This window comes from Arthrobacter sp. Soil736, assembly GCF_001428005.1.
Lineage (GTDB): Bacteria > Actinomycetota > Actinomycetes > Actinomycetales > Micrococcaceae > Arthrobacter.
In genome coordinates this window covers 48,170-70,893 of sequence record NZ_LMSB01000012.1, presented here as the reverse complement: position 1 = coordinate 70,893, position 22,724 = coordinate 48,170, and the positions used below count along the sequence as shown (strand labels likewise).

General features: G+C 65.6%; 17 protein-coding genes and 1 pseudogene. 14 read left to right on the top strand and 4 right to left on the bottom strand.

The window, feature by feature from the left end; genetic code table 11:
* Positions 1 to 63: 63 nt before the first annotated feature.
* Positions 64 to 1,173: an enolase C-terminal domain-like protein gene (locus tag ASG92_RS08735; protein ID WP_056626868.1), complete on the bottom strand. Its 1,110-nt coding sequence runs from the start codon at positions 1,171 to 1,173 to the stop codon at positions 64 to 66.
* A complete protein-coding gene (locus tag ASG92_RS08730; RefSeq protein WP_056626864.1) occupies positions 1,170 to 2,084 on the bottom strand; it encodes a LysR substrate-binding domain-containing protein in 915 nt (304 codons plus the stop codon). Before ASG92_RS08730 ends, ASG92_RS08735 begins: the two co-directional genes overlap by 4 nt.
* 278 nt (positions 2,085 to 2,362) lie before the next feature.
* Between ASG92_RS08730 and benA the strand changes: the two genes are divergently transcribed.
* From benA to ASG92_RS08670, 12 genes are all read left to right on the top strand, one after another.
* Positions 2,363 to 3,730, top strand: coding sequence for a benzoate 1,2-dioxygenase large subunit (gene benA, locus ASG92_RS08725; RefSeq protein WP_056626863.1), 1,368 nt, complete (start codon positions 2,363 to 2,365; stop codon positions 3,728 to 3,730).
* A gap of 27 nt (positions 3,731 to 3,757) precedes the next feature.
* On the top strand, positions 3,758 to 4,309 hold the full coding sequence (gene benB, locus ASG92_RS08720; protein WP_082579398.1) for a benzoate 1,2-dioxygenase small subunit: 552 nt from the start codon (positions 3,758 to 3,760) through the stop codon (positions 4,307 to 4,309).
* Between the two features lie 28 nt (positions 4,310 to 4,337).
* On the top strand, positions 4,338 to 5,390 hold the full coding sequence (gene benC / locus ASG92_RS08715; protein WP_056626862.1) for a benzoate 1,2-dioxygenase electron transfer component BenC: 1,053 nt from the start codon (positions 4,338 to 4,340) through the stop codon (positions 5,388 to 5,390).
* On the top strand, positions 5,387 to 6,235 hold the full coding sequence (locus ASG92_RS08710; protein ID WP_277308553.1) for a 1,6-dihydroxycyclohexa-2,4-diene-1-carboxylate dehydrogenase: 849 nt from the start codon (positions 5,387 to 5,389) through the stop codon (positions 6,233 to 6,235). Before benC ends, ASG92_RS08710 begins: the two co-directional genes overlap by 4 nt.
* An 85-nt stretch (positions 6,236 to 6,320) precedes the next feature.
* Positions 6,321 to 7,727, top strand: a complete 1,407-nt coding sequence (locus tag ASG92_RS08705) for an MFS transporter (protein ID WP_056626861.1) — start codon at positions 6,321 to 6,323, stop codon at positions 7,725 to 7,727.
* Positions 7,728 to 7,745: 18 nt separating this feature from the next.
* The gene (locus tag ASG92_RS08700) at positions 7,746 to 10,526 is read left to right on the top strand and encodes a LuxR family transcriptional regulator (RefSeq protein ID WP_056626860.1); all 2,781 of its coding nucleotides are present in this window, start codon (positions 7,746 to 7,748) and stop codon (positions 10,524 to 10,526) included.
* A 91-nt stretch (positions 10,527 to 10,617) separates the two neighbouring features.
* Positions 10,618 to 11,466: an HAD-IIB family hydrolase gene (locus ASG92_RS08695; RefSeq protein WP_056626858.1), complete on the top strand. Its 849-nt coding sequence runs from the start codon at positions 10,618 to 10,620 to the stop codon at positions 11,464 to 11,466.
* A 254-nt stretch (positions 11,467 to 11,720) separates the two neighbouring features.
* The gene (locus tag ASG92_RS08690) at positions 11,721 to 12,968 is read left to right on the top strand and encodes a CoA transferase (protein WP_240987057.1); all 1,248 of its coding nucleotides are present in this window, start codon (positions 11,721 to 11,723) and stop codon (positions 12,966 to 12,968) included.
* A gap of 57 nt (positions 12,969 to 13,025) precedes the next feature.
* Positions 13,026 to 14,231, top strand: a complete 1,206-nt coding sequence (locus ASG92_RS08685) for an acyl-CoA dehydrogenase family protein (RefSeq protein WP_056626856.1) — start codon at positions 13,026 to 13,028, stop codon at positions 14,229 to 14,231.
* A gap of 65 nt (positions 14,232 to 14,296) precedes the next feature.
* Positions 14,297 to 15,523 (top strand): acetyl-CoA C-acyltransferase, encoded by a 1,227-nt coding sequence (locus ASG92_RS08680; RefSeq protein WP_056626852.1) that lies wholly within the window; start codon positions 14,297 to 14,299, stop codon positions 15,521 to 15,523.
* Positions 15,523 to 16,353 (top strand): enoyl-CoA hydratase/isomerase family protein, encoded by an 831-nt coding sequence (locus ASG92_RS08675; protein ID WP_056626850.1) that lies wholly within the window; start codon positions 15,523 to 15,525, stop codon positions 16,351 to 16,353. The genes ASG92_RS08680 and ASG92_RS08675 overlap by 1 nt, the downstream gene beginning before the upstream one ends.
* 2 nt (positions 16,354 to 16,355) lie before the next feature.
* Entirely contained in the window at positions 16,356 to 17,243 is an 888-nt protein-coding gene (locus tag ASG92_RS08670) for a 3-hydroxyacyl-CoA dehydrogenase family protein (RefSeq protein ID WP_056626847.1), read from the top strand.
* Positions 17,244 to 17,467: 224 nt separating this feature from the next.
* On the opposite strand, the pseudogene ASG92_RS08665 reads toward ASG92_RS08670, so the two are convergent.
* Positions 17,468 to 18,023, bottom strand: a pseudogene (locus tag ASG92_RS08665) (HNH endonuclease); the annotation flags it as partial.
* Positions 18,024 to 18,247: 224 nt separating this feature from the next.
* On the opposite strand from ASG92_RS08665, the gene ASG92_RS08660 reads away from it, so the two are divergent.
* Together ASG92_RS08660 and ASG92_RS08655 are read left to right on the top strand one after the other, a co-directional pair.
* A complete protein-coding gene (locus ASG92_RS08660) occupies positions 18,248 to 19,147 on the top strand; it encodes a LysR substrate-binding domain-containing protein (RefSeq protein WP_056626845.1) in 900 nt (299 codons plus the stop codon).
* Positions 19,148 to 19,388: 241 nt separating this feature from the next.
* Positions 19,389 to 20,783 carry an MFS transporter gene (locus tag ASG92_RS08655; RefSeq protein WP_200951923.1) on the top strand — a complete coding sequence of 465 codons (1,395 nt, stop codon included), beginning with the start codon at positions 19,389 to 19,391 and terminating at the stop codon, positions 20,781 to 20,783.
* Between the two features lie 77 nt (positions 20,784 to 20,860).
* Here ASG92_RS08655 and ASG92_RS08650 read toward each other — a convergent pair whose 3' ends face one another.
* A complete protein-coding gene (locus ASG92_RS08650; RefSeq protein WP_157372154.1) occupies positions 20,861 to 22,714 on the bottom strand; it encodes a helix-turn-helix domain-containing protein in 1,854 nt (617 codons plus the stop codon).
* Positions 22,715 to 22,724 lie beyond the last annotated feature (10 nt).

The following is a 22,724-nucleotide window of genomic DNA, read 5'->3' as shown; positions in this document are numbered from 1 at the left end:
ACTTTCTGAAGGGCGCCTGCCTCGGTGCCTGCGCTGTGGGGTTGGGTTTGTTTTCTGGGGAGGTCAGTTGTTGACGTCTAGCCGGTATTTGGCCAGCTTCTCGGGGTCAATGTCGATTCCGATGCCGGGGACCTGGCGTGCCGCAAGCCTGCCGTCCACGATTTCCAGGGGGTCGGCCAGGAGGTCATCGCCCATGTCCAGAAAATTGGAGAGCTCCCCCGCCCGCCGGGTGGTGGACTGGAAGGCTGCACCGAAGGTGACAGTGCACAGGGTTCCGAGCTGGCCATCGATCTGGTTGCCCATCACCACCTCGGCACCCAGCCCGTCGCACTGGAACAGCACGCGCTGCGAGTGCGAGAAGCCCGTGCGGGCAGTCTTGATACTGACGGCATTGGCGGCTCCGCTGAGCAGTTCGCGCGTCACTTGTCCTGGGTTCGTGGCACTTTCGTCTGCCACGAACGGGACAGGGCAGCGCTCCACGAGCCACTTCCGGCCGAGGACGTCGTCGGCCGGGCACAGCTCTTCGGCAAGAGTCAGGTCAAGGTCCGCCATGGCGTTAAGGGCGCGCAGGGATTCCGACGGCGTCCAGCCGCGGTTTCCGTCAACGTACAGTTCGATGTCCGGACCAAGCCCTTCGCGGAGGGCACGGCAGACATCGACATCCAGACCAAACGGCCTGCGGCCCACTTTCACCTTGAACGTGGTGATCCCGTAGGTGTCACGCATGCGCTCCGCCTCGGCCACCATCTTGGCGGGTTCCGCGAAGCCGAGCATATGACTGACGCGCATGCCGTCCGAGAAGCCGCCCAGCAGGGCCGTCACAGGCTGCCCGAGGGTTTTGCCGATGACGTCCCAGATGGCCATGTCCACGGCCGCCTTGGCCGTCGGGTTGCCAACAGTTCTGTCCATGACAGCGTGCACTTGCTCCCGACCCAGGATGGACATTCCCGTGATCTGGGGCGCGAACAGCGTCTCGATCACCGCCACGATGGATTCCTGGGTTTCGCCGTAGGTAAAGGGCCTGGCCGGCGCTTCGGCATGCCCCACGACGCCGTCATCAGTCCGGACGCGGACCAGGACGTGCGAGGCGGTGTGCACCTCGCCGCTGGCGAACCGGAGGGGTTTGATGTACGGGATGGCGAAAGGTATCGCTTCAATGGAAATGATCTTCACGGAAATCCTCCGGAGTAGCTTGAGTCCAGGAAAACGCGGTTGTCTTCAAGGGTGGCGAGGAAGGCGTCGACCAGCGGTGACTCGCTGGCGCGGCGCCACGCCACCGCGAGCTCGACCTCATCCGCTCCGGACACCGTCCGGTACTGCACGCCGGTCAGCGCGATTCCACGGACGGATTCCGGCAGGACAGCGATGCCGAGTCCCGCCGCGACGAGGGACAACTGCGTCGAGGTCTTAGCGGATTCATGCGCGACGTGGGGGTGGTAGCCCGCCGCACGGCACGCGCGCATGACGGCGTCGTTGACAACCGACCGGGAGCCAGCCGGGTACATGATGAAGTCCTCGGCACGCAGTTCCCCGACGGTCACGGTGTCAGCCGACGTGAGGCGGTGACCGGCAGGAAGGGCCACCACGAAATTTTCCCGCGCTATGGCCCGCACGGTCAGTGACGGTTCGCTGGCGGGCGGCCGCAGCACGCCCACGTCGATTTCGCCCGCGGCCAGGGCGAGTTCAATGGCAGGCGTCAGCATCTCAGTGTGGATGTCCAGCACGACATCCGGCAGGTGTTCCTTCACCAGCCTGGCCAGGGCCGGAAGCTGGGTGTAGGAGGCGGTGCCCGTCAATCCGATGCGAAGAGTCCCCGCCTTTCCTTCGGAATACTGCCGTGCCCGCCGGGCGGCTTCCTCGACGCTCCGGAGGATGCGCTGGGCATCCTCGAAAAACGCCTCACCGGCCGGGGTCAGCCTCACACTCCGGGTGGTGCGGGTAAACAGCTCCGCTCCCAGCTCAGCCTCCAGCTGCCGAATCTGCTGGGACAACGGCGGCTGGGCCATCTGCAGACGCTCGGCAGCCTGGCCGAAGTGGCAGGTTTCGGCGACCACCACGAAGTAGCGCAAATGCCGGAGCTCCATGGCGCACCCACCCTTCCTGTGTTCTGTCTCACGTGTTGGTTGTCGGTTCAACAGCGTAGGCCGGAATTTGGTATTCCACAAATACCTAAATAGTCGGCATTAGGACCTGCAACGTCTGAATAAGTACCTAGGCGACGCTAGGCAATGCCCTAGTGTGACGGGCGCCACGGGCTGACAGAGTGGATCGCATTCATTGACCAGCCGAACCATCGGCGGTCCGCACGGGCACCGCAGCCCGCAACCCGGGCAACGCCGCCCGGACACTGATAGGAGCCAACATGACAGAGACGCTGGCGGGCATCCGAGCCCACCTCGACCAGGCCCTGATCGAGGATCACGAGAACGGCGTATATCGCGCCAAGCGGAGCATCTTCACGGATGAGGACCTTTTCGACCTGGAAATGAAGCACATTTTCGAGGGCAACTGGGTGTATCTGGCGCACGACAGCCAGATCCCCAATGTCGGCGACTACTTCACCACGTACATCGGCCGCCAGCCGATCATCATTTCCCGCGACAAGCAGGGCGGGCTGAACGCCCTGATCAACGCGTGCAGCCACCGCGGGGCGATGCTGTGCCGGCGCAAGACCGACAACCGCACCACGTTCACATGCCCCTTCCACGGCTGGACCTTCAACAACACCGGAAAGCTGCTCAAGGTCAAGGATCCCCGCGATGCCGGCTACCCGGAGCAGTTCAACAAGGAGGGTTCCCACGACCTCACTAAAGTTGCACGGTTTGAGAGCTACCGCGGCTTCCTGTTCGGCAGCATCAACCCGGACGTCAAGCCGCTGGAAGAGCACCTTGGCGAATCGACCAAAATCATCGACATGATCGTGGACCAGTCCCCCGACGGCCTGGAAGTCCTGCGCGGCGCGTCCAGCTACACCTATGACGGCAACTGGAAACTCCAGGCCGAAAACGGCGCCGACGGCTACCATGTCTCCGCGACGCACTGGAACTATGCCGCCACCACCGCCCGTCGGACCACCGGCGAGTCGGCCAACGAAACCAAAAACATGGATGCCGGCGGCTGGGCCAAGCAAAAAGGCGGCTACTACTCCTTCGACCACGGCCACCTGCTGCTCTGGACCGAATGGCTGGACCCAAGCAACCGTCCCCTCTTCGACCGCCGTGACGAACTCGTGGAGAAATACGGCGAGGCCAAGGCGGACTGGATGATCAACATCTCCCGCAACCTCTGTCTCTACCCCAACGTCTACCTGATGGACCAGTTCGGTTCGCAGATCCGGCACTTCCGTCCCATCTCCGTCGACAAGACAGAGGTGACCATTTACTGCATCGCCCCGAAGGGCGAGAGCGCCGAAGCCCGGGCCAACCGCATCCGCCAGTACGAGGACTTCTTCAACGCCTCGGGCATGGCCACCCCGGACGACCTCGAGGAGTTCCGCTCCTGCCAGAAGACCTACCTGGCCACCGCGGCCCCGTGGAACGACCTCAGCCGCGGCGCGACCCACCAGATCACGGGCCCGGACGCCAATGCGGACAAAGTCGGACTCAAGCCTGTTTCCAGCGGCGCCCGGACCGAAGACGAAGGCCTGTATCCCATCCAGCACGGTTACTGGGTGGAGACGATGCGCAAGGCGGCAGCAGCCGAAGAAGCAGCAGTCGCTGCCCAGAACTAGGCCCTACCGGACCCGAGGAGAATTTCAATGACACAGACCATCGGCATCGCCGGCCAGACCGCGACGTCCACGCCCGCCGTTACGAACGGCCGCGCCACCCTGGAAGAAATCCATTCCTTCCTGTACCGCGAAGCCCGGTTCCTGGATGACCGCGAATTTGACCGCTGGCTGGACTGCTACCACCCCGAAGCCGAGTTCTGGATGCCCGCCTGGGCCGACGACGACCAGCTCACCAGCGATCCCCAGCGTGAAATTTCGCTCATCTACTACCCCAACCGGGGCGGACTCGAAGACCGTGTCTTCCGCATCAAGACGGACCGCTCCAGCGCGACCAGCCTGCCGGAACCGCGGACCGGCCACAACATCGCCAACGTGGAGATCATCGAGTGGCGCGGCAGCGAAGTTGACGTCCGCTTCAACTGGCACACGCTCTACTACCGCTACCAGAACATCGATCCGTACTTCGGAACCTCGTTCTACACCATTGACTACTCCGGTACACAGCCTGTCATCACGAAGAAGAAGGTCGTCCTGAAAAACGACTACATCCATCACGTCGTGGACATCTACCACATTTAACTTCCGAACGACTGGAATCGAGCCCCTCATGAGTTACCAGATTGCCCTCAGCTTCGAAGACGGAGTCACCCGCTTTGTCACCGCCAACCCCAACGAAACAGTGGCCGACGCCGCGTACAAATCACGCATCAACATCCCTTTCGACTGCCGGGACGGTGCCTGCGGCACCTGCAAGGCCTTCTGTGAGTCAGGAAAGTACGACGGCGGCGACTACATCGATGAGGCCCTGACCGAGGACGAAGCCGAAAAGGGCTTTTGCCTCCCGTGCCAGATGGTTCCGGAAAGCGACCTGGTCCTGCAGGTGGCCGGCACATCCGAGATGGCAAAGGTGGGAGCAACCACCTACACCGCCACCGTCAAGGAGCTCACCTGGTTCGCCGACAACACCGCCGCCGTCACCCTGGCCTTGGAGAACCGCGGCGAGCTGAAATTCCTGCCCGGCCAGTACATGAACTTCGCGGTGCCCGGCACCGAGGCCGTGCGGTCCTACTCGTTCAGCAGCGGGCCAGCCGCCGACGAACTTCGCTTCCTCATCCGCACCGCCCCCGACGGGGCCATGACCACCTACCTCAAGGAGCGTGCCGCCGTCGGAGATACGCTCCCCCTGACCGGCCCCATGGGGAGCTTCTTCCTCCGGGATATCAAGCGTCCTGTCCTGATGCTGGCAGGCGGCACCGGCATCGCACCGCTGCTGTCCATGCTGGAAAAGATCGCCACAGGACTTGAAGAAGCCCCGGCCCACCCGGTGCACCTGGCCTACGGCGTCACTTTCGACAAGGACCTCGTGGAACTGGACAAACTCCAGCACTACGCAGAAGCCATCGACAACTTCACCTTTGGCTACTGCGTGTCGGACCCCGAAAGCGCAGCCCCGAACAAGGGCTACGTGACCCAGTACATCACCGCCGAACAACGGAACGACGGCGACGTCGACGTGTACCTGTGCGGCCCGCCCGCGATGGTGGACGCCGTCCGCAAGTACTGGGACGCCCAAGGCATCACCCCGGCCAACTTCTACTACGAACGCTTTGCCGTCGGCAGCACCGCGACAGCACCGGCACTGGCAGGGGCCTCCGCTTGAACCCGGTCAGCCCCGGTGCCGGCAGCCTGCAAACCGGCACGGCCCGGGCTATCAGCCCGGGCCGCTTCGCCGGGAAAGTCGTAGTGGTCACGGGCGCAGCCCAGGGCATCGGCCACGCCGTGGCCTCCCGGGTTGCCGCCGAGGGCGCCCACACCATCCTCGTGGACCGCGCCGAACTCGTCCGGGAAGCGGCCGCAGCCCTCGCCGCCGATTACAAGGCCGAAGGCGGGACCGCCGTCGGCCTTACCGCCGACCTGGAAAGTTACGAAGGCGCGAGCGGCGCCATCACGGAAGCACTGCAGCTCCACGGCCGCATCGACGTCCTGATCAACAACGTGGGAGGCACCATCTGGGCCAAACCGTTCGAGCACTACGCGCCCGACGAGATCACCCAGGAAATTCAGCGGTCCCTCTTTCCCACCCTTTGGACCTGCCGGGCTGTCCTTCCGCACATGATCGGGCAGCAGTCCGGCGTCATCGTCAACGTCGCCTCTGTTGCCACGCGCGGGGTCAACCGGGTTCCCTATGCGGCCGCAAAGGGCGGGGTGAAAGCCATCACCGCTGCCCTCGCCCTGGAAGCCGCACCGCACGGGATCCGCGTGGTGGCCACAGCGCCCGGCGGCACAGAAGCACCGCCGCGCCAGGTGGCACGCGGCCCCCAGCCGGAGGGAGACACGGAGAAGGCCTGGTACCAGCAGATCGTGGACCAGACCATCGAATCGTCCCTCATGAAACGCTACGGAACACTCGATGAGCAGGCCGGCCCGATCGCCTTCCTGGCCTCGGACGAAGCCTCCTACATCACCGGCAGCGTGCTCGCCGTCGCCGGCGGCGACCTCGGCTAAGCCGGCTACCCGCCAGCCACACCGGCACAACCACTTGCAGTACCAACCGGCCGCAACGACGCGGCCCAGGCCGATGGAGCCCTCCATGAACGCTCTGCCCTCATCAACTGAGGCCGCGTCAGCTGACGCGACCCGCACCAAGACAGTCCGCTGGGTGATGGCCATCGCGGCCGCAGCCCTGCTCTTTGACGGTTACGACCTGGTTGTCTACGGGACCGTCGTTTCGACGCTGCTGCGCGACCCCGGCCAGCTTGGACCATTGGATGCTGCCCAAGCCGGAGCCTTGGGCAGCTACGCCCTCATGGGAGTCATGGTGGGCGCGCTTGGCGCCGGCGCCGTGGGCGACTTCCTGGGCCGCCGGAAACTCATGCTCATCAACATCGTCTGGTTCTCCCTGGGCATGGCATTCACGTCCATGGCCACCGCCGTCCCGGTGTTCGGCGTGTTTCGGTTCCTCACGGGGATCGGCGTGGGAGCGCTCGTCGCCACGGCGGGCGCTGTCGTCGCCGAGTTTGCGCCGGCCGGCAGGCGCAACTTCTACAACGCGATTGTCTACTCGGGCGTGCCCGCGGGAGGGCTGCTCGCTTCGCTGCTGGCCATCGTGCTCAACGGAATCGTCGACTGGCGCGGGCTGTTCCTGATCGGCGCAATGCCGCTCGTCATCCTGTTTCCGCTGGCACTCGTAAAGCTCCCGGAGTCACCCCGGTGGCTGCTCGCCCGCGGCCGCACGGAACGGGCGCTCCGCCTCTCCGCAAAAACCGGCATCCCGCTCCAGGACGGAATGTCCGACGGCGGCCCGGCCGCCGGGCGGTCCCGCATCACCGTGGATCCCCCCGCAGCGGTGCGCAAGGACGGGCGTCCCCTCGCAGGCTTTGCGGCACTTGCCTCCGGGAACTACCGCGCGCCAACCATCCTCCTGGGATGCATGAGTTTCTGCGGCCTGCTGCTCACGTATGGCCTGAACACCTGGCTCCCGGAGATCATGGGACAGCATGGCTACGGCAAGACCTACTCGCTGAGCTTCCTGCTGGCCCTCAACGCCGGTGCCGTGATCGGCGGCCTCCTGGCATCGCGCTCCGCAGACAGGTTTGGGCCCAAAGCCATCGTGTCCACCACCTTCGTCATCGCCGCGGCGTCCCTGGTGCTGCTCACGCTTAGCTTCCCCCTTCCCGTGCTGCTGATCGCGGTGGCCTTTGCCGGGGTGGGCAGCCTTGGCACCCAGGTCCTTGTCTACGGCTTCGTGTCCAACTACTACCCCACTCCGGCGCGGACAGCCGGCGTCGCATGGTGCGCGGGCTTTGGCCGGCTGGGCGGGATCGGGGGTCCGCTGGTGGGTGGATTCCTGATCAGCGCCCAGCTGCCGAGCAACGCGGCGTTCTTCGTTTTCGCCGGCGTGGCCCTTGCCGGCGGGCTTGTCACAATGTTCGTCCGCCGGCATGAGCCCGTGACAGACGACCTCCGGCACGCTGATCAGGTCCCGCTTCCCGTGTAGTCGTAGACTTTGGAAACCATGCTCGACAACGACGCTGACTTCTACGCCGGACGCACCGCGGAGATCCAACGCCTGCAGGACCTGCTCCAGTCTGTCCGCTCCGGAGCCCCGGGAGTCGCCGTCATCCGCGGTGACCAGGGTTTGGGCAAGACCTCCCTGGTGGAACACTTCCTCCGGCTGGATGCGCGGGCGGGTAACCGGTCAACAGTCCTCCGGGCGGCCGGAGCCCTCTGGGAACGCGACAGTGACTTCGGGCTTATTCAGCAACTGCTTCTCGCACCCCGCCTTCAACCGAAAGCTGGAATCCCGGAGCGGCCCAGCGAGTACGGAGACGTACTTCTTGCTGAAATATCCCGCCTCGCCGGCGAGACCGATCACGCGCTGGTTCTGTGGATCGACGACATCCAGTGGGCAGACCGGCCCTCGCTGCGGGCCCTGTTACATGCTCTGCGCCGGGTGCAGCCCACCGCGTTGCTGACCATACTGGCAACTGACCCGACGCTGAGCGAACTCGATGATGCCGCCGCCGGACTTCTTAGCCTTCCCTCGGCTCAAACCATAAGGCTGGCCCCGCTTACTCCCGGCGATGTGCAGCTCATTGCCCGGCAGATTCATGGCACCGGCGGATCCGAACTTTCCCTGCCGGCCGCCAGGAGCCTCATCGAACACACCGGCGGCCGCCCGGGGCTGGTCCGGCCGCTTCTGGAACAGTTCCATCCGTCCGTCTGGTCAACCGGACAGAAAGTCTTGCCGGTACCCGCGGAACTGGCGGCGTCCCTCAGCATGAAGCTGGCCGGACTGCCGCCAGCAGCCCTCCGGCTTGCCGAGGCGGCGGCCGTACTTGGCGTCCGCTCCCCGCTGGCCCAGGCAGCCGACCTGGCGGGAATTCCAGATGTCCTGGCCGCCGTCGACGCGGTCCAGGCAGCGGGTCTACTGACACTGTTCACGGACACAGCAGAGACCATGCTCCAGTACCCGCTACCCGTGGTGTGGGCCGCGGCCTATCAGAACCTGGCGGCCGGCCGCAGAATTGCGCTGCATTCCTCTGCCGCCCGCCTGGCTGCTTTACCCCACGAGCAGCTGAGACACCGGGCTGCTGCAGCCTTGTTGCCAGACGCTGCACTGGCGAAAGAACTGGAGGAGGCGGCCACCTCATTCGCAGCAACCGGCGTCTGGGGGTCCGCCGCCGAAGCGTACTCCCAAGCTTCCCGACTCAACCCGGTGCGGGAGGAACGGCAATCTCTTCTCGTCAGGGCCGTGGACGCAATGGTGGGCGCCGGACAGCTGCCACGGGCTTCCGCGGCGGTGGAAGGCTTAGCGCCGGGCCCGCAGGGCGATGCGGTCCGCGCATACCTTGCGATTCTCTTTGGCCGTCCTGCCGAGGCCGATGCCTTACTCGAAAAGGCGTGGATATCCGTGGACCCCGCCACAGATCCGGGGACGGCAGCTCAAATATGCCAGCGGCAGGTGCTTCACTCCCTGGCCCGGTTTGATGGCCGGGAACTGGTGACCTGGGCCGTCCGGGCCAGAAGCATTGCACCGGCAGGCAGCCCGGCGGCGATCGAGGCCCGTGCCATCGAAGGACTCGGGCTCGGGGCCATGGGCCGGTTCAGCGAAGCGGAAGAGAGCTACCGCGCAGTCGAGCGGCTGCCCGAAAACAGCGCGCAGCAACAGCGGATCAACATGGGCAAGGGCTGGCTGCACCTTGCCATGGACCGGCCTGAAGAGGCCCGGACCGAGCTCGCCAGCGCCGTGCCGACAGAATTCCGCCGGGGCTCTTACCGGATTTCCCTGTGGGCACAGGGCTGGCTGGCGAGGACTGACATTGCCTTGGGTGCCTGGGACAGCGCGCTGCGCACCGTCGAGAATGCCGTTGCCGTTCAGGAGGAGTCCGGCATTGAGCTCGTACGGCCGCTGCTGCACTGGAGCGGCGCACAGATCCATGCCCTCCGCGGTAACTGGGACTCGGCCGCCCATCACTTGGAGCGGGCCGCCGTCGCGACCGACAGCTACCCGGTGATGCTCCTGCCGTACAGCATTGCCCAAGCGCAGGTGGCCGAGGTCAGGGCAGATTACGACGGCGTTGTCCGCGCCCTGCTCCCCGTCGTCCGGATGCGGCGCAGCAGCGGAATCGACGAACCGGGCTTCTGGCCCTGGCAGGACCACTACGCCAATGCCTTGGTCATGGTGGGAGGGGTGGAGGAAGCCGGAGAGTTCCTTCGTCCCCTTGAGCTCCTCGCGGAGAAGCGTCAACACAGGTCAACACAGGCCCGGCTGGCCTACGTTCGCGGCAGGATCCACGCGGCTAACGGCGACCTCGATGCTGCACGCCTCAGCTTCCATGACGGTCTGGCAAAAATCGAAACGCTGCCGATGCCCTACGCGCGGGCCCGGATCCTGTTTGCCTACGGCCAGTCCTTTCGTCGCGCCGGAAAGCGGCGGGAAGCGGCCGCAGTACTCATCCAAGCCCGCGAACTTTTCTCCGTGCTCGGCGCCGTGGCCTATGCAGATCGCTGTTCCCGCGAACTGCGCGCGAGCGGGGTGAGCACGGAGGTGCACTGGAGGGAAAGCACGCCGGCCCTGGCAGCTGCAGGCTCACCAAATCTGCTCGACGAGCTGACCGATCAGGAAAGAGCCGTTGCCAGGCTGGTCGCTGCCGGCCTCAGCAACAAGGCTGCCGCAACTGAGCTCTACGTTTCCGTCAAGACCGTGCAGTACCACCTCACCCGAATCTACCGAAAGCTCCACATCAGCTCGCGTTCCGAACTGGCCGCTTTGTATCTTGAAGCCCGATCCTGAACCTCGCCGGAAGCGGAGTGACTCGCATCAAATCGATCCGAAGGCGTCCCGGTTGGGGCCGGAAGGGGCTGCTTCTGTATGATCCCGGATCATGAGCGCAAAGCCGACTACTGGCAAAACTGCCCGGGCTGTCTTCCTTGATGTGGACGGCACCTACGCCGACTACGGCGTGGTCCCCGCGGGCCATGTGCGCGCTGTACGGGCGGCCCGGGAGGCCGGACACCGGGTCCTGCTGTGCACCGGTCGTCCGGTGTCGATGTTGCCCGAGAGTATCCTCGCCGCTGGCTTCGATGGCCTTGTGGCCAGCGCCGGCGCCTACGTGGAGGTGGCGGGGACCGTCCTCGTGGACCGACGCTTCCCGCCAGACCTCGCGGCCAGAACGGTCAGCGCGCTCGACGCGCACGACGCCGTCTATATCCTGGAGGCGCAGGAGGCACTACACGTTTCACCGGCGGCGTCGGAGCGTTTGCGGGTAATTCTCGACGCTCATTTCAGCCAGGCACCGGAAGGCCCTGTGGGTTCTTCCGCTATCCTCGCCGCCGTGCACGCCACCGCGGACCGAGGCGCCGTACCCTTCGCCAAGGTCTCCGTCTTTGACTCGCCCGTTGCCATGGAGTGCCTGGTCGAGGAGATCGGCGGCAATATCGCCGTCGTCGCAAATTCGGTCGCGGGCGAGGGCCGGCACGCGGGTGAACTGTACCAGCGCGGGATTAGCAAGGCCGACGGTGTCGCTGCCGTCATCGCCCACCTCGGCATCGCCCGCGAAGACACGATTGCGATCGGCGACGGCGCCAATGACCTCGAGATGATCGCCTACGCAGGCGTCGGAATCGCCATCGAAGGATCCACCCCGGAGCTGATGGCGATCGCGGACCGTACGGCTGAGCGTCCGCGGCAGGAGGGGCTCGTTGCCGCCTTCGCCGAGCTCGGACTCTTCTGATCCGGACGCCGGTTGGTTAGTCGTTTCGTGCCCTATTGGACACGAGGCAAGACCTGAGACACACGGAGACGCGTGGCTTGGGTCTTTTTTATGCCCAAAAACGGGAACGTAAAGAAGGACTGCGGTCATGAAGGCCGGAGCCGCCTGGCTCAATTATTACTAATGCAGCAACAATAGGCACGCCAATAAGTATTGGACTGAAAGTAATCCCGGTGGCATCGTTGAATACATCGACGACGATTCCGAGGAGAGCCGTGACGACTGAAACAAGCCCCAGGATTGACCGGCTGCAGGATGCCGGGTCCACGGCCGCGCCCGAGCGGCCCGCCACGTCCGATTTGTTCGGGCGTACGGGGAGCGGGCCCCTGTCCGGGCTGCTGATTGCGGACTTCGGACGAGTGCTGGCCGGTCCTTATTGCACCATGCTGCTGGCGGACATGGGAGCAACCGTGGTGAAGATCGAAAGCCCCGACGGCGACGAAACGCGCGCTTGGAAGCCACCCGTCCGGGACGGCCAGTCCACGTACTACCTCTCGATCAACCGGAACAAGGGATCGATCGCCCTCGACCTCCAGGACCCTGACGATCGACTTATCGCCCAGGACATCGCCGGGCGGGCGGACGTTGTGGTGGAGAATTTCAAACCCAACGGACTGGGCCGGTTTGGCCTCGACTATGACACTGTCGCGGCAACGAATCCCCGGGTGGTCTATGCGTCAATCACCGGATTTGGAACGGCCGGCGGCGCATCCCTGCCCGGATATGACCTGCTGGTCCAGGCGCTTTCCGGCCTTATGAGCCTGACCGGTGCACCGGACAGTCCCGCCTACCGGTCCGGTGTGGCCGTGTTTGACGTAATGACCGGCCTCCACGCAGCCATCGGAATCCTGGCCGCGCTCCAGGAGCGTCACCGCAGCGGAAGGGGCCAGCGGATCGAAGTCAACCTGATGTCCTCCGCACTTTCAGGCATGGTCAATCAGACGGCGGGTTACCTGCTCAGCGGCAACGTACCTTCCAGGCTCGGGAATGAGCACCCGAGTATCTATCCCTACGAGCCATTGGCTACGGGCGAGGGTGACATCGTGATCGCCATCGGAAACGATCCTCAATTCCGCCGGCTGTGCCAGGCTCTCGGCACCCCGGCGCTGAGCGACGACGCCCGGTTCGCCACGGCTCACCAACGCAGCCTGAACCGTGAGGAGCTGAGGCCCCTGCTACAGGAGGCGCTCGGCAAACACGGCTCCGCCGAATGGTTCGAGGTCCTCACCAAAGCGCAGATCCCGTGTGCCCCTATCAACGACGTCGGCCAGGGCCTTGAATTCGCCGAACGCATCGGGCTGAATCCCGTCGTCGAGGTAGGTGAAGGCGGTGACGCGCTTCCAGGGATCCGCAACCCAATCACATTCTCAGAGACTCCGGTCAGTTACGACCTGATCCCACCGGATCATGATGCGCACCGGGAGCCGATCCTCGCATGGCTTCGATCGACATCCCGGGACTAGCAACCGCCCCGACCACACCATCACCGCATTTCAATCAAGCTCAAAACGGAAAGTTCAATGATGACCACAACAGCCGATCACCAAACAGCGATCTCAGACTACTTCCGCCTGGATGAGGATCTCACGCCCGAGGAGATCGGCATCCGGGACAAGGTCCGCGAGTTCGCCGAACAGCGTGTCCTGCCTGTCATTAACGCCTACTGGGAGAGGGCCGAGTTCCCTGCCGAGCTTCTGCCGCCGTTGGCCGAGCTGGGCATCATCGGCACCACCATCCAGGGGTACGGATGCCCGGGAATGAGCCGCAAGGCCGCCGGCATGGTGGCCCGAGAGATGGCCCGAGCAGACGGCAGCCTCAACACCTTCCTCGGCATCCACTCCAATCTGTGCATGGGCGCGCTTAACATCCTCGGCAGCGCCGAGCAGCGGGAACGCTGGCTTCCTGCCCTGGCCCGGATTGAAAAAACAGGAGCCTTCGCCCTGACCGAGCCCGACCATGGGTCGGACTCGGTTGCTTTGGAGACGCAGGCCCGGCGCGACGGTGACCAGTGGGTGATCAACGGCCACAAGCGGTGGATCGGCAACGGACATGTCGCGGACGTTATTGTCCTGTTTGCCCGCAACACCGAGGACGGGAACGTCAACGCGTTCGTTGTCGAAAAGGACGACGACGGCCGGTACCCCGCGGGCTACTCCCCCACCGTCATCACCGGCAAAGTCGGCAAGCGCGCCATCCTCCAGGCCGACATCGTCATCGAGGAGATGCGCCTTCCTGCCAGCAGCCGGCTGGAAGGGTGCCACTCCTTCCGCGACGTGTCCCGCGTCCTTCAGGCAACCCGGGGCGGCGCGGCATGGGAAGCAGTCGGCCACGCGATGGCGGCCTTCGAAATCGCAGCCGACTACGCCCAGACGCGTATCCAGTTCGGTAAGCCCATCGCCTCGTACCAGCTGGTGCAATCGCGGCTGGCGAACATGCTCAGCGAACTGACCACCATGCAGCTGCTGTGCACCCGCATGGCCGAACTCGCGGACCGTGGACAGCTCACCGTCGCCCAGGCATCGATGGTCAAGATGGCCACCGCCCAGAAGGGAAAGTGGATCTGCAACGAGGCACGTGACCTGCTCGGCGGCAACGGCCTGCTCCTGGAAAACCACGTCATCCGCCACATGACCGACATGGAGGTCGTTTCCACCTACGAGGGCACCGACTCGATGCAGGCCCTGATCGTGGGCCGCGACATCACCGGCATCTCCGCCTTCAACTAACCCTCCTGACCGCAACCGGACGTTGACCAACCCGGACAGTGACACGAACAAAGGAAAACCAAAACATGGCTGAGGCCTTTCTGATCGGCGGCGCCCGCACACCCGTGGGCCGCTACGGCGGCTCCCTGTCTTCCGTCCGACCGGACGACCTCGCGGCACTGACCGTGAGGGCCGCCGTCGAACGCGCCGGAATAGACCCCGCGACGGTCGACGAGGTCATCCTCGGCAACGCCAACGGCGCCGGCGAGGAAAACCGCAACGTCGCCCGCATGGCGTGGCTGCTCGCCGGATATCCGGACACCGTCCCAGGCATCACAGTCAACCGCCTGTGCGCCTCCGGGCTGAGCGCCGTCATCATGGCCAGTCACATGGTCAAGGCAGGCGCCGCCGACATAGTGGTCGCCGGCGGCGTGGAGTCCATGAGCCGCGCGCCCTGGGTGATGGAGAAGCCCGCCACCGCGTTCGCCAAGCCCGGAGCCGTTTTCGACACGTCGATCGGCTGGCGCTTCATTAATCCCGCTTTCCTCGCCGGGCAGCACTCCCGCGACGGCAAGGCCGCGTTCTCCATGCCGGAGACCGCCGAAGAAGTCGCCCGCGTCTTCGGCACCTCGCGCGATGACTGTGACGCCTTCGCCGTCCGCTCGCACGAACGGGCCCTGGCGGCCATCAACGCCGGCCGGTTCGCCGACGAAATCGTGCCCGTGACTATCACCGGACGCAAGGGCGCCGACACTGTCGTGGACACCGACGAGGGCCCCCGGCCCGGGACGACCGCGGATGTCCTCGCCGAACTCAGGCCCGTCGTCAAAGGCGGCTCCGTGGTCACCGCCGGCAACGCCTCCTCGCTCAATGACGGGGCATCAGCAATCGTCGTCGCCTCCGAGGCCGCCGTGAAGAAGTACGGTCTGACGCCGCGGGCCCGGATCCTGGAGGGCGGCTCGGCCGGAGTGGCTCCGGAGATCATGGGAATTGGCCCCGTCCCCGCGACACGCAAGGTTCTTGAGCGCGCTGGCCTGACTGTCGGTGATCTGGGCGCCGTTGAACTCAACGAGGCATTCGCCTCGCAGTCCCTGGCCGTCATGCGGGAGCTGAAGCTGGACGAGGACATCGTCAACGCCGACGGCGGCGCTATCGCCCTCGGCCACCCGCTCGGGTCCTCGGGGTCGCGGCTCGTCGTAACCCTGCTCGGGCGCATGGAACGCGAACTGGCCACGGACGGCCGCAAGCTCGGCCTGGCAACGATGTGCGTCGGCGTCGGACAGGGCACCGCCCTCCTGCTGGAGGGCGTGTAATGACCACTCAGCAAGTCAACGACACAGTAGATCCTTTGGCCGACGAAGGCCCCGCATTCCTCGACGCCGCCGCCTTCGCCACACTTCGGATTGCCGAGCGCCAGGACCGCGTCCTGGTCAGCCTGCACCGCCCCGAGGTGCGCAATGCCATCGACGAGACCATGGTCACCGAGTTGCACGCCGTTTGCGCCCACCTGGAAGCGGCCCCCAAGATCCTCATCCTGTCGGGAACGCCGGAGGACCTGGCGACAGGATCAAAGGCTTTTTTCGCCTCCGGTGCCGACATCGCCCAGCTGCGCGAACGCCGTCGCGATGACGCCTTGGCAGGCATCAACTCCTCACTGTTCGACCGCATTGCCAAGCTTCCCATGCCCGTCATCGCGGCCCTCGACGGGTATGCCCTGGGCGGCGGCGCCGAGCTCGCCTACGCCGCCGACTTCCGTATCGGCACGGCCGGCCTGCGCCTGGGCAACCCGGAAACCGGACTCGGCATCATGGCCGCCGCCGGCGCCACGTGGCGGCTTCGCGAGCTCGTCGTGGAACCGCTGGCCAAGGAGATCCTCCTCGCCGGACGCATCCTGACAGGCGACGAGTGCTTCCGGGCGGGACTGATCACCGAACTGGTTGAACCCGGGAACCTCCTTGACGCGGCCCACGCCCTCGCCGACCGCATTGCCCGGCAGGACCCCCTCGCAGTGCGGCTTTCCAAGGCCGTGTTCCACACCCCGCGGGAGGTCCACCCGCTCATCGACACTCTCGCCCAGGGCATGCTCTTCGAATCCCAGGCGAAGTTCGACCGCATGCAGCAGTTCCTCGACAGGAAGAAGTAGCAGTGACGAATAGCAACGAAACAACTCCCACGACCCCCTCCGGCCTCCTCCCCGCCACGGTCGGCGTTCTTGGCGGCGGCCGCATGGGTGCCGGCATCGCGCACGCCTTCCTCACCAGAGGCTCGAAAGTCGTCGTCGTCGAGCGCAACGAGGAAGCCGCCAGGGGCGCGCAGGGGCGGGTCGCCGCATCCGTCGCGGCGTCGTTCGACCGCGGCGTCCTTGAGGGCGATCGCAGCGAGGTCCTCCAGAGGTTCGAGACTAGCGTCGACTATGCCGACTTCGCCTTGTGCGACCTCGTTGTTGAGGCCGTTCCCGAGGACGAAAAGCTCAAGGCGGACGCGCTCCGCGCCGTGGCGAAACACCTGTCCCCCTCTGCCTATCTGGCGACCAACACGTCTTCCCTGTCGGTCAGCGGGCTAGCCGAGTCGCTGGCGAGGCCGGAGTCATTCCTGGGGCTGCATTTCTTCAACCCGGTTCCCGCCTCGACGCTGATAGAGGTGGTCGTTGCGGAAAAAACCTCCGAGGAGACCGTCGCCGCCGCGAGGCGGTGGGTGTCCGGACTGGGCAAGACCGCCGTCGTTGTCCGGGACGCGCCCGGCTTCGCTTCCTCCCGCCTTGGCGTCGCCATCGCATTGGAGGCGATGCGGATGGTCGAAGAGGGAGTCGCCACCGCCGAGGACATCGACAACGCCATGGTCCTGGGCTACAAGCACCCGGTGGGCCCGCTCCGGACTACAGACATCGTCGGGCTGGACGTGCGCCTCGGCATCGCGGAGTACCTGCACTCAACCCTGGGAGATCGTTTCGCGCCGCCTCAAATCCTTCGCGACAAGGTCGCTGCCGGTGAGCTCGGCCGGAAGACCGGCCGGGGCTTCTACGACTGGAGCTAGGACGAGCTGGAGCCCGGACGGACTGGAGCGAGGGCGCGTGCAGGCACCTGCTCCCGGCACGTGGATCCCGGTCACCGCATTCTTGTTAGCTACACCTGTCATCGGCTGCCTGGTTAGGAGGCGCGCTCTAGCCGCTCTGTAGTGCTGGTTCCGGGGAGTGGGGGCGCTGTGGAGCGGTAGGTGTGGCCGGTGGGGGTGCGGTAGTCGATGGTGTGTCGTGGGCCGGGGCATGGACGCAGGCTGACGCACCGCTCGGTGGCGGCATGGCTGGCGCGCTGGGTAACGGACCGCGGATCCCGCCGGTACGACGCGGCCCTGACCGCGGCCACAACGGCACGGTCTCCGGCGCCGGCGAAGGTGCCGGTGTCGGCGGAGAGATCGTCGTCCACCGCGGACCTGTCAGGCGCTGACAGGCAGGCCGTTTCTTTGACCAGCAGCGTGGCCCGCCATTCGTTCAGCTAGCCGGTCTCCAGGGCGGCCAGCGTGTGGCGGCATCTCGGTTACGAGCGCCTTCGCCAGCCCCAGCAGGCGGGAGCCGCGGGCCGGGGACTCGCTGCGGGCGAGGGCGATCTGCGCGGACACTCCCTGGCCCTGCTCCGCTAAGGGAATCCCGACCTCGGCCTGGGCGCGGCGCTGAGCGAAATCGAAGGCGACAGCGATCCGGGCCTGCATCCCCGCGGCGGCCGACTTCAGATCTTCAAGCCCGCGCAGCTGGTCGATCAGCCCGGCACCGTCAGAAGAAAGCTGCAGTGACCCCGCCGCGGCGATCAAATCCTGCACCGTGACACAGGAAACAGCAGCACATGAGGCCGGGCACGTTCCGACCGCTGGCCAAGAACCTTGGACTTTCGCCAAAATTTCGGAGTGGCCCTATGTCAGCGTGCGGAACGGAGGCCTGCGCCTCGCCGCGGGGAGCCACTCCAACCCGACTCAATTGGTTACTCGGAACAGAATCGAAACTGACTCGGTGATACCCTAGGCTCAATAATGCGCGAGGAGAATCGGTGGAAGTCAGCCAGCTAAGAGCCTTCCTTGCCGTGGCAGAGGAACTCCACTTCGGGCGCGCCGCCGAACGGCTGCACATCGCCCAGCCGCCCCTAAGCCGGACCATCAAACAGCTCGAGTCTGAGCTTGGGACACGCCTGTTGGATCGAAGCACCCGCTCAGTGAGGCTCACCTCCAGCGGGCAGGCGCTGTTGGCTCCTGCCGCCGAAGTACTGGAGGCCCTGCGCCGCGCTGAAGAGGCGGTCCGGTCTGCCGAAAACGGCGAGGTCGGACTCGTGCGGATCGCCTTCGCCGGGGTCTCCACGCACCAGCTTGTTGCCCGGCTTGCCCGGCTGGTGAGATCCAATAGGCCAGGGATCCAGCTCGAGCTGTCCAGCCAGAACTTCGCCCAGCCAGCCATGAAGAAGCTTGTGCAGGGCGAGACTGACATCGCACTGGGGCGCTGGGATGTCATCCCATCAATGGTTTCCTCGCGCGTGGTCATGAAGGACTCGCTCGTCATGGCCCTGCCCGACACACACCCCTTGGCCGGCGCGCGCCGGCTGTCGATTGCGCGGCTTGCCGGCGATGGCTTTATCTCGCTCAGGCCTGACGAAGGCGCGGTCTTGCCTGACCGGCTCCGGCGGTTGGCCCACGCCAACGGCTTCGTTGCCGACGTCGTTCAAGTGGCACCGGATACCCAGACGGCGCTGGCACTGGTCAGCGCCGAAGTCGGGTGCCACCTAACCCTGGCGTCCGTCGCCCGGAATGCGACAGATCCGCATGTGGTGTTCGTCCCCCTCGAGGACTCCGCCGCCGATGTCGATCTGAGGGCAGCATGGCGCCGCGACGACACCAGCCCGGCCCTGAAGGCTGTGCTGGATGAAGTCATCAGCCTCGATGGGGCCACTGCGACCTAAACATCCAGGATTTGCCTTCGCGCCGGATGACCGTACTGCCCGGCGGCCGGCTGCCGCACGTCCTGGAACGATTGTCACCGCTCCTAGGGGCCGGCTGTTTCACATTGGAACACTGTGGGCCGAAACACGCCTCTACCGTGGATACAGACGCCGTGGCGGCCATCACATTGGGGGCGCCACGGCAGAGCATCCTTGGCCTCCAGCCGCGCTAACCAATGAGCCTGTTTCAAAGGAGAAACACATGACAGCTACTGCAACATCGTCGCCGCCCGCAATGACTCCACGCCGCGCCGCGACCGCCGCTCTCCTCGGCAGCGCACTCGAGTACTACGACTTTTTCGTATACGGCGCCGCAGCCGCCCTCGTCTTCAACGGGCTGTTCTTTCCGTCCGGCGATCCCGCCGTTTCCTTGATCGCATCGTTCGCCACCTTCGCGGTGGGTTACGTGGCACGGCCCGTCGGCGCGGTGGTGATGGGGCACTTCGGCGACCGCATCGGCCGCAAACGCATCATGCTTGCCACGGTCGTCATGATGGGCGTCGCATCCTTCGCCATCGGGTGTCTTCCAACGTACGGCCAGGTGGGCCTGTTGGCCCCGGCACTGCTGGTGGTCCTGCGCGTCGTCCAAGGCTTCTCCGCGGGAGCCGAATCTGCGGGAGCCTCCACCCTGACCGTTGAGCATTCCCCGGCGGGGCGGAGGGGCTTCTTCACCAGTTTCGTCATGGTCGGCTACGCCGTCGGCTGCTCGTTGGCGACGATCGTTTTCCTGCCGGTGGCTCTCCTGCCTGTCGAGCAGCTATACGGCTGGGGCTGGAGGGTTCCCTTCTGGCTCAGCGCCGCCGTCGTCGTCATTACCTACTACGTTCGCAGCCGTCTGGATGAAACCCCCGTGTTCGCCGAAGCCAAGGAAGTAAGCGCAGTCAGGAAGCTGCCGCTGAGCGACGTGTTCACGTACCACTGGCGTGACGTGATCCTTGTGGCCGGAGCATCCCTGATGGCAGCGATGCAGACCCTGTTCGCCGTGTTCAGCCTTTCGTACGCAACCTCTGTCGGGGTGGACCGGAGCGCGATGCTCGCTATCATCTCCGGCGCAATAGCGTTGTCAATTTTCGGCATCCCTGCAGCCGGCTACCTCTCCGACCTCATCGGCCGGAAGCGGACAATGCTGATCGCCTCTGCCGGCTGTGCGCTGACGATCTTCGGGTACCTTTGGGCGATCTCGACGACGGACATCCTGCTGATTGCGATCTTCGCGTTCATCAACATGACGCTGTTCTTCAGCTGCTACAACGGCGTGTGGACGTCGTTCTTTGCCGAGCAATTCCCGGCACCCGTTCGGTTCACGGGCATGGCCGTCAGCAACCAACTGGGCAACCTCCTTGCCGGATTCGCTCCGATGGTCGCGGCGATGCTCCTTGTCCCCGGTCCGTCGGGCTGGCTGCCGGTGGCAATTTTTGGCGCGGTTGCCGCCGGAATCGCCGCGATCGCCGTGATCGGAATGCGCGAGACGTCGAAGACCCCAACGGAACTGCTCGGTGGTCCAAGGGCCGCAGTCCTGGGGGCTCACCTGCCCGCCGCAGAGGTTCCCGAACCGTCCGGTCACTCAGCAGACTCGCTCATGAGCAAGTTCCACTAGGCCGCGTGGACAAGTCGACCCCCGACGCAAAGTCGGGGGTCTACTCATTCTGGCGGAGACGAATCGGCTTCCCGCGGTTATGCCCCGGGAGCCATCATTCGTTCGTCGTCATCGATTTTCAGGGCCCGCATCCTGCGGTAGAGGGTGGTGCGGCCGATGCCCAGGATCTCCGCAGCGCGGGACTTGTTTCCGTCGGCGTCCCGCAGGGCGCCGATGATCGTGTCGCGCTCGGACTGCTCGTAGCGGCTCAGCGAGGACCAGGACGTCTGGCGCATGGGGACCGGCAGGTCCTTGGTCTGGATCAGGCCGCTGACGGCCGGATGCTGCAGGGCGGCGAGGAGTCTGACCAGCTCGGCCACGTTGCCTGGCCAATGCCAGGCCAACAGGCATTGGAGCGCAGCGGGCGAGAACCGTAGTGCCGGCGCGCCCGGGAAAAGCTCGGCGGCGACCTCGCGCACGACGTCAGGCAGCTCGCCGGGCAGCTCGGCGAGGGAGGGGATGCGTACTGCAGCCGGAACGGCATTGGCTGCGTCGCCGAAGCTGTCTGTCCCGTCGATGCGTTCGGTGCGTTCAGTGAGGATTACCCGGGCACCCGGGTGGACGCCGGGGCGCGGAAGCTTCGCGAAGTCTTCAAGGCGGCCGCGCAGCTCGCCGGAGAGGTTGTCCCCTCCCGCGACGACGATCCCGCGGCCTTCGCGCAACGCGGCGTCCCCGCCGATCCAGACCTCGCCATCCACAGCGAGGTCGCCGGCGGTGAAGACCCGGGGTGTCTGGCCGGTATGTTGCCGCAGCCACGTTGAAGCCTGGTGGCGCTTGCCGGTACCGGGGCCCCCGATGAGGCGGATGAGCCCGTCGACGGCGGCGGAAGCGGAGAGCTGCCGTTGGACAGCGCCGTAGGGGGTCGGCCGGGCCCGCTGGGCGGCCATGCCGTCCAGCACATCGCGGAGGGCAGGCGCGGCCGCCCCTTTCAGGTTGTGGAGCGGGTTATGAACGACGGCAATCTGGCCGGCTGCCGCCGTGCTGGCAGGCTCCGTGAATTCCAGGGCGAAGATCGCGTCCTGACCGGCGCGGCCGAGGCGCCGAACCATGGCCTCGGTGCCCAGCATGGGCAACTCGAGGTGCAGCTCGTCCTCATCCCAGCGGTGCAGGCGAAGCATTTCCCATAAGTAGGCGTGGGACTCGGCGTCAAAGTGGGCCAAGGCGGGCAGGTCCGTCATGACAGTTTCCGAGTTCATGACCAGGACCGGGTGCCGGGAGGACCGGAAGCGGCGGTAAGTGCGCGCCAGCTCCAGGTCACGGGAGTCGGCCATGAGTTCGAGCGCTTCCGCGATCTCATGCCCGGCCTGCCGGGCCATGGCCACCATCAAGGGGCTGGCGGCGTCAACGTGGGAGGCGATGGAGAGCGAACCCACGATCCGGCCGGTGATGGGGTGCTTGATGGGAGCGCCCGCGCAAGCCAGCCGCGACAGGGCGTCATTGAAATGTTCGTTGCCTCGGACGAAGACGACTCCCCTCCCCTCGATGGGCGTGCCGAGCCCGTTCGTGCCCAGGGCTCGTTCGGAGAAGACGAAACCTTCCGCTGCGTTTGCCCGGTCCAGTGTCCGCCCGTCCTGGGCATCGACGATGCGGCGGGACACGATGCGGCCGTCCTCGTCAGCGAGGAAGAGGGCCATCCGCGAGTCGGTAAGGTTTGTCTGCCACTGGTCCAGGATCCGGCCAGCGGCTCGCAGGATGGCACTGTCAGGGTCGATCTCCCCCAGGATGTGGGGTCCGGCGCCGGGATCGACGTGGTGCGAGACCGAGCGGCGCCAGCTCTGCTCGATCTCCTCAGCGACGAGGGACGCCGGAACGGAAGCCCGGACGAGGCCCTGCATGATCAGCCGTTCGCGGGCGCTCCGTAGCTCGTCCTCGCGGCGTGACTTATCTAGCACAATCTCATTG

Bases quoted from the DNA above. Each gene is read 5' to 3' on its own strand.
- ASG92_RS08695 (WP_056626858.1), top strand. From the start codon at position 10,618: ATGAGCGCAAAGCCGACTACTGGCAAAACTGCCCGGGCTGTCTTCCTT.
- ASG92_RS08685 (WP_056626856.1), top strand. From the start codon at position 13,026: ATGATGACCACAACAGCCGATCACCAAACAGCGATCTCAGACTACTTC.
- ASG92_RS08700 (WP_056626860.1), top strand. From the start codon at position 7,746: ATGCTCGACAACGACGCTGACTTCTACGCCGGACGCACCGCGGAGATC.
- ASG92_RS08730 (WP_056626864.1), bottom strand. From the start codon at position 2,084: ATGGAGCTCCGGCATTTGCGCTACTTCGTGGTGGTCGCCGAAACCTGC.
- benC (WP_056626862.1), top strand. From the start codon at position 4,338: ATGAGTTACCAGATTGCCCTCAGCTTCGAAGACGGAGTCACCCGCTTT.
- ASG92_RS08675 (WP_056626850.1), top strand. From the start codon at position 15,523: ATGACCACTCAGCAAGTCAACGACACAGTAGATCCTTTGGCCGACGAA.
- benB (WP_082579398.1), top strand. From the start codon at position 3,758: ATGACACAGACCATCGGCATCGCCGGCCAGACCGCGACGTCCACGCCC.
- ASG92_RS08655 (WP_200951923.1), top strand. From the start codon at position 19,389: ATGACAGCTACTGCAACATCGTCGCCGCCCGCAATGACTCCACGCCGC.
- ASG92_RS08705 (WP_056626861.1), top strand. From the start codon at position 6,321: ATGAACGCTCTGCCCTCATCAACTGAGGCCGCGTCAGCTGACGCGACC.
- ASG92_RS08680 (WP_056626852.1), top strand. From the start codon at position 14,297: ATGGCTGAGGCCTTTCTGATCGGCGGCGCCCGCACACCCGTGGGCCGC.
- benA (WP_056626863.1), top strand. From the start codon at position 2,363: ATGACAGAGACGCTGGCGGGCATCCGAGCCCACCTCGACCAGGCCCTG.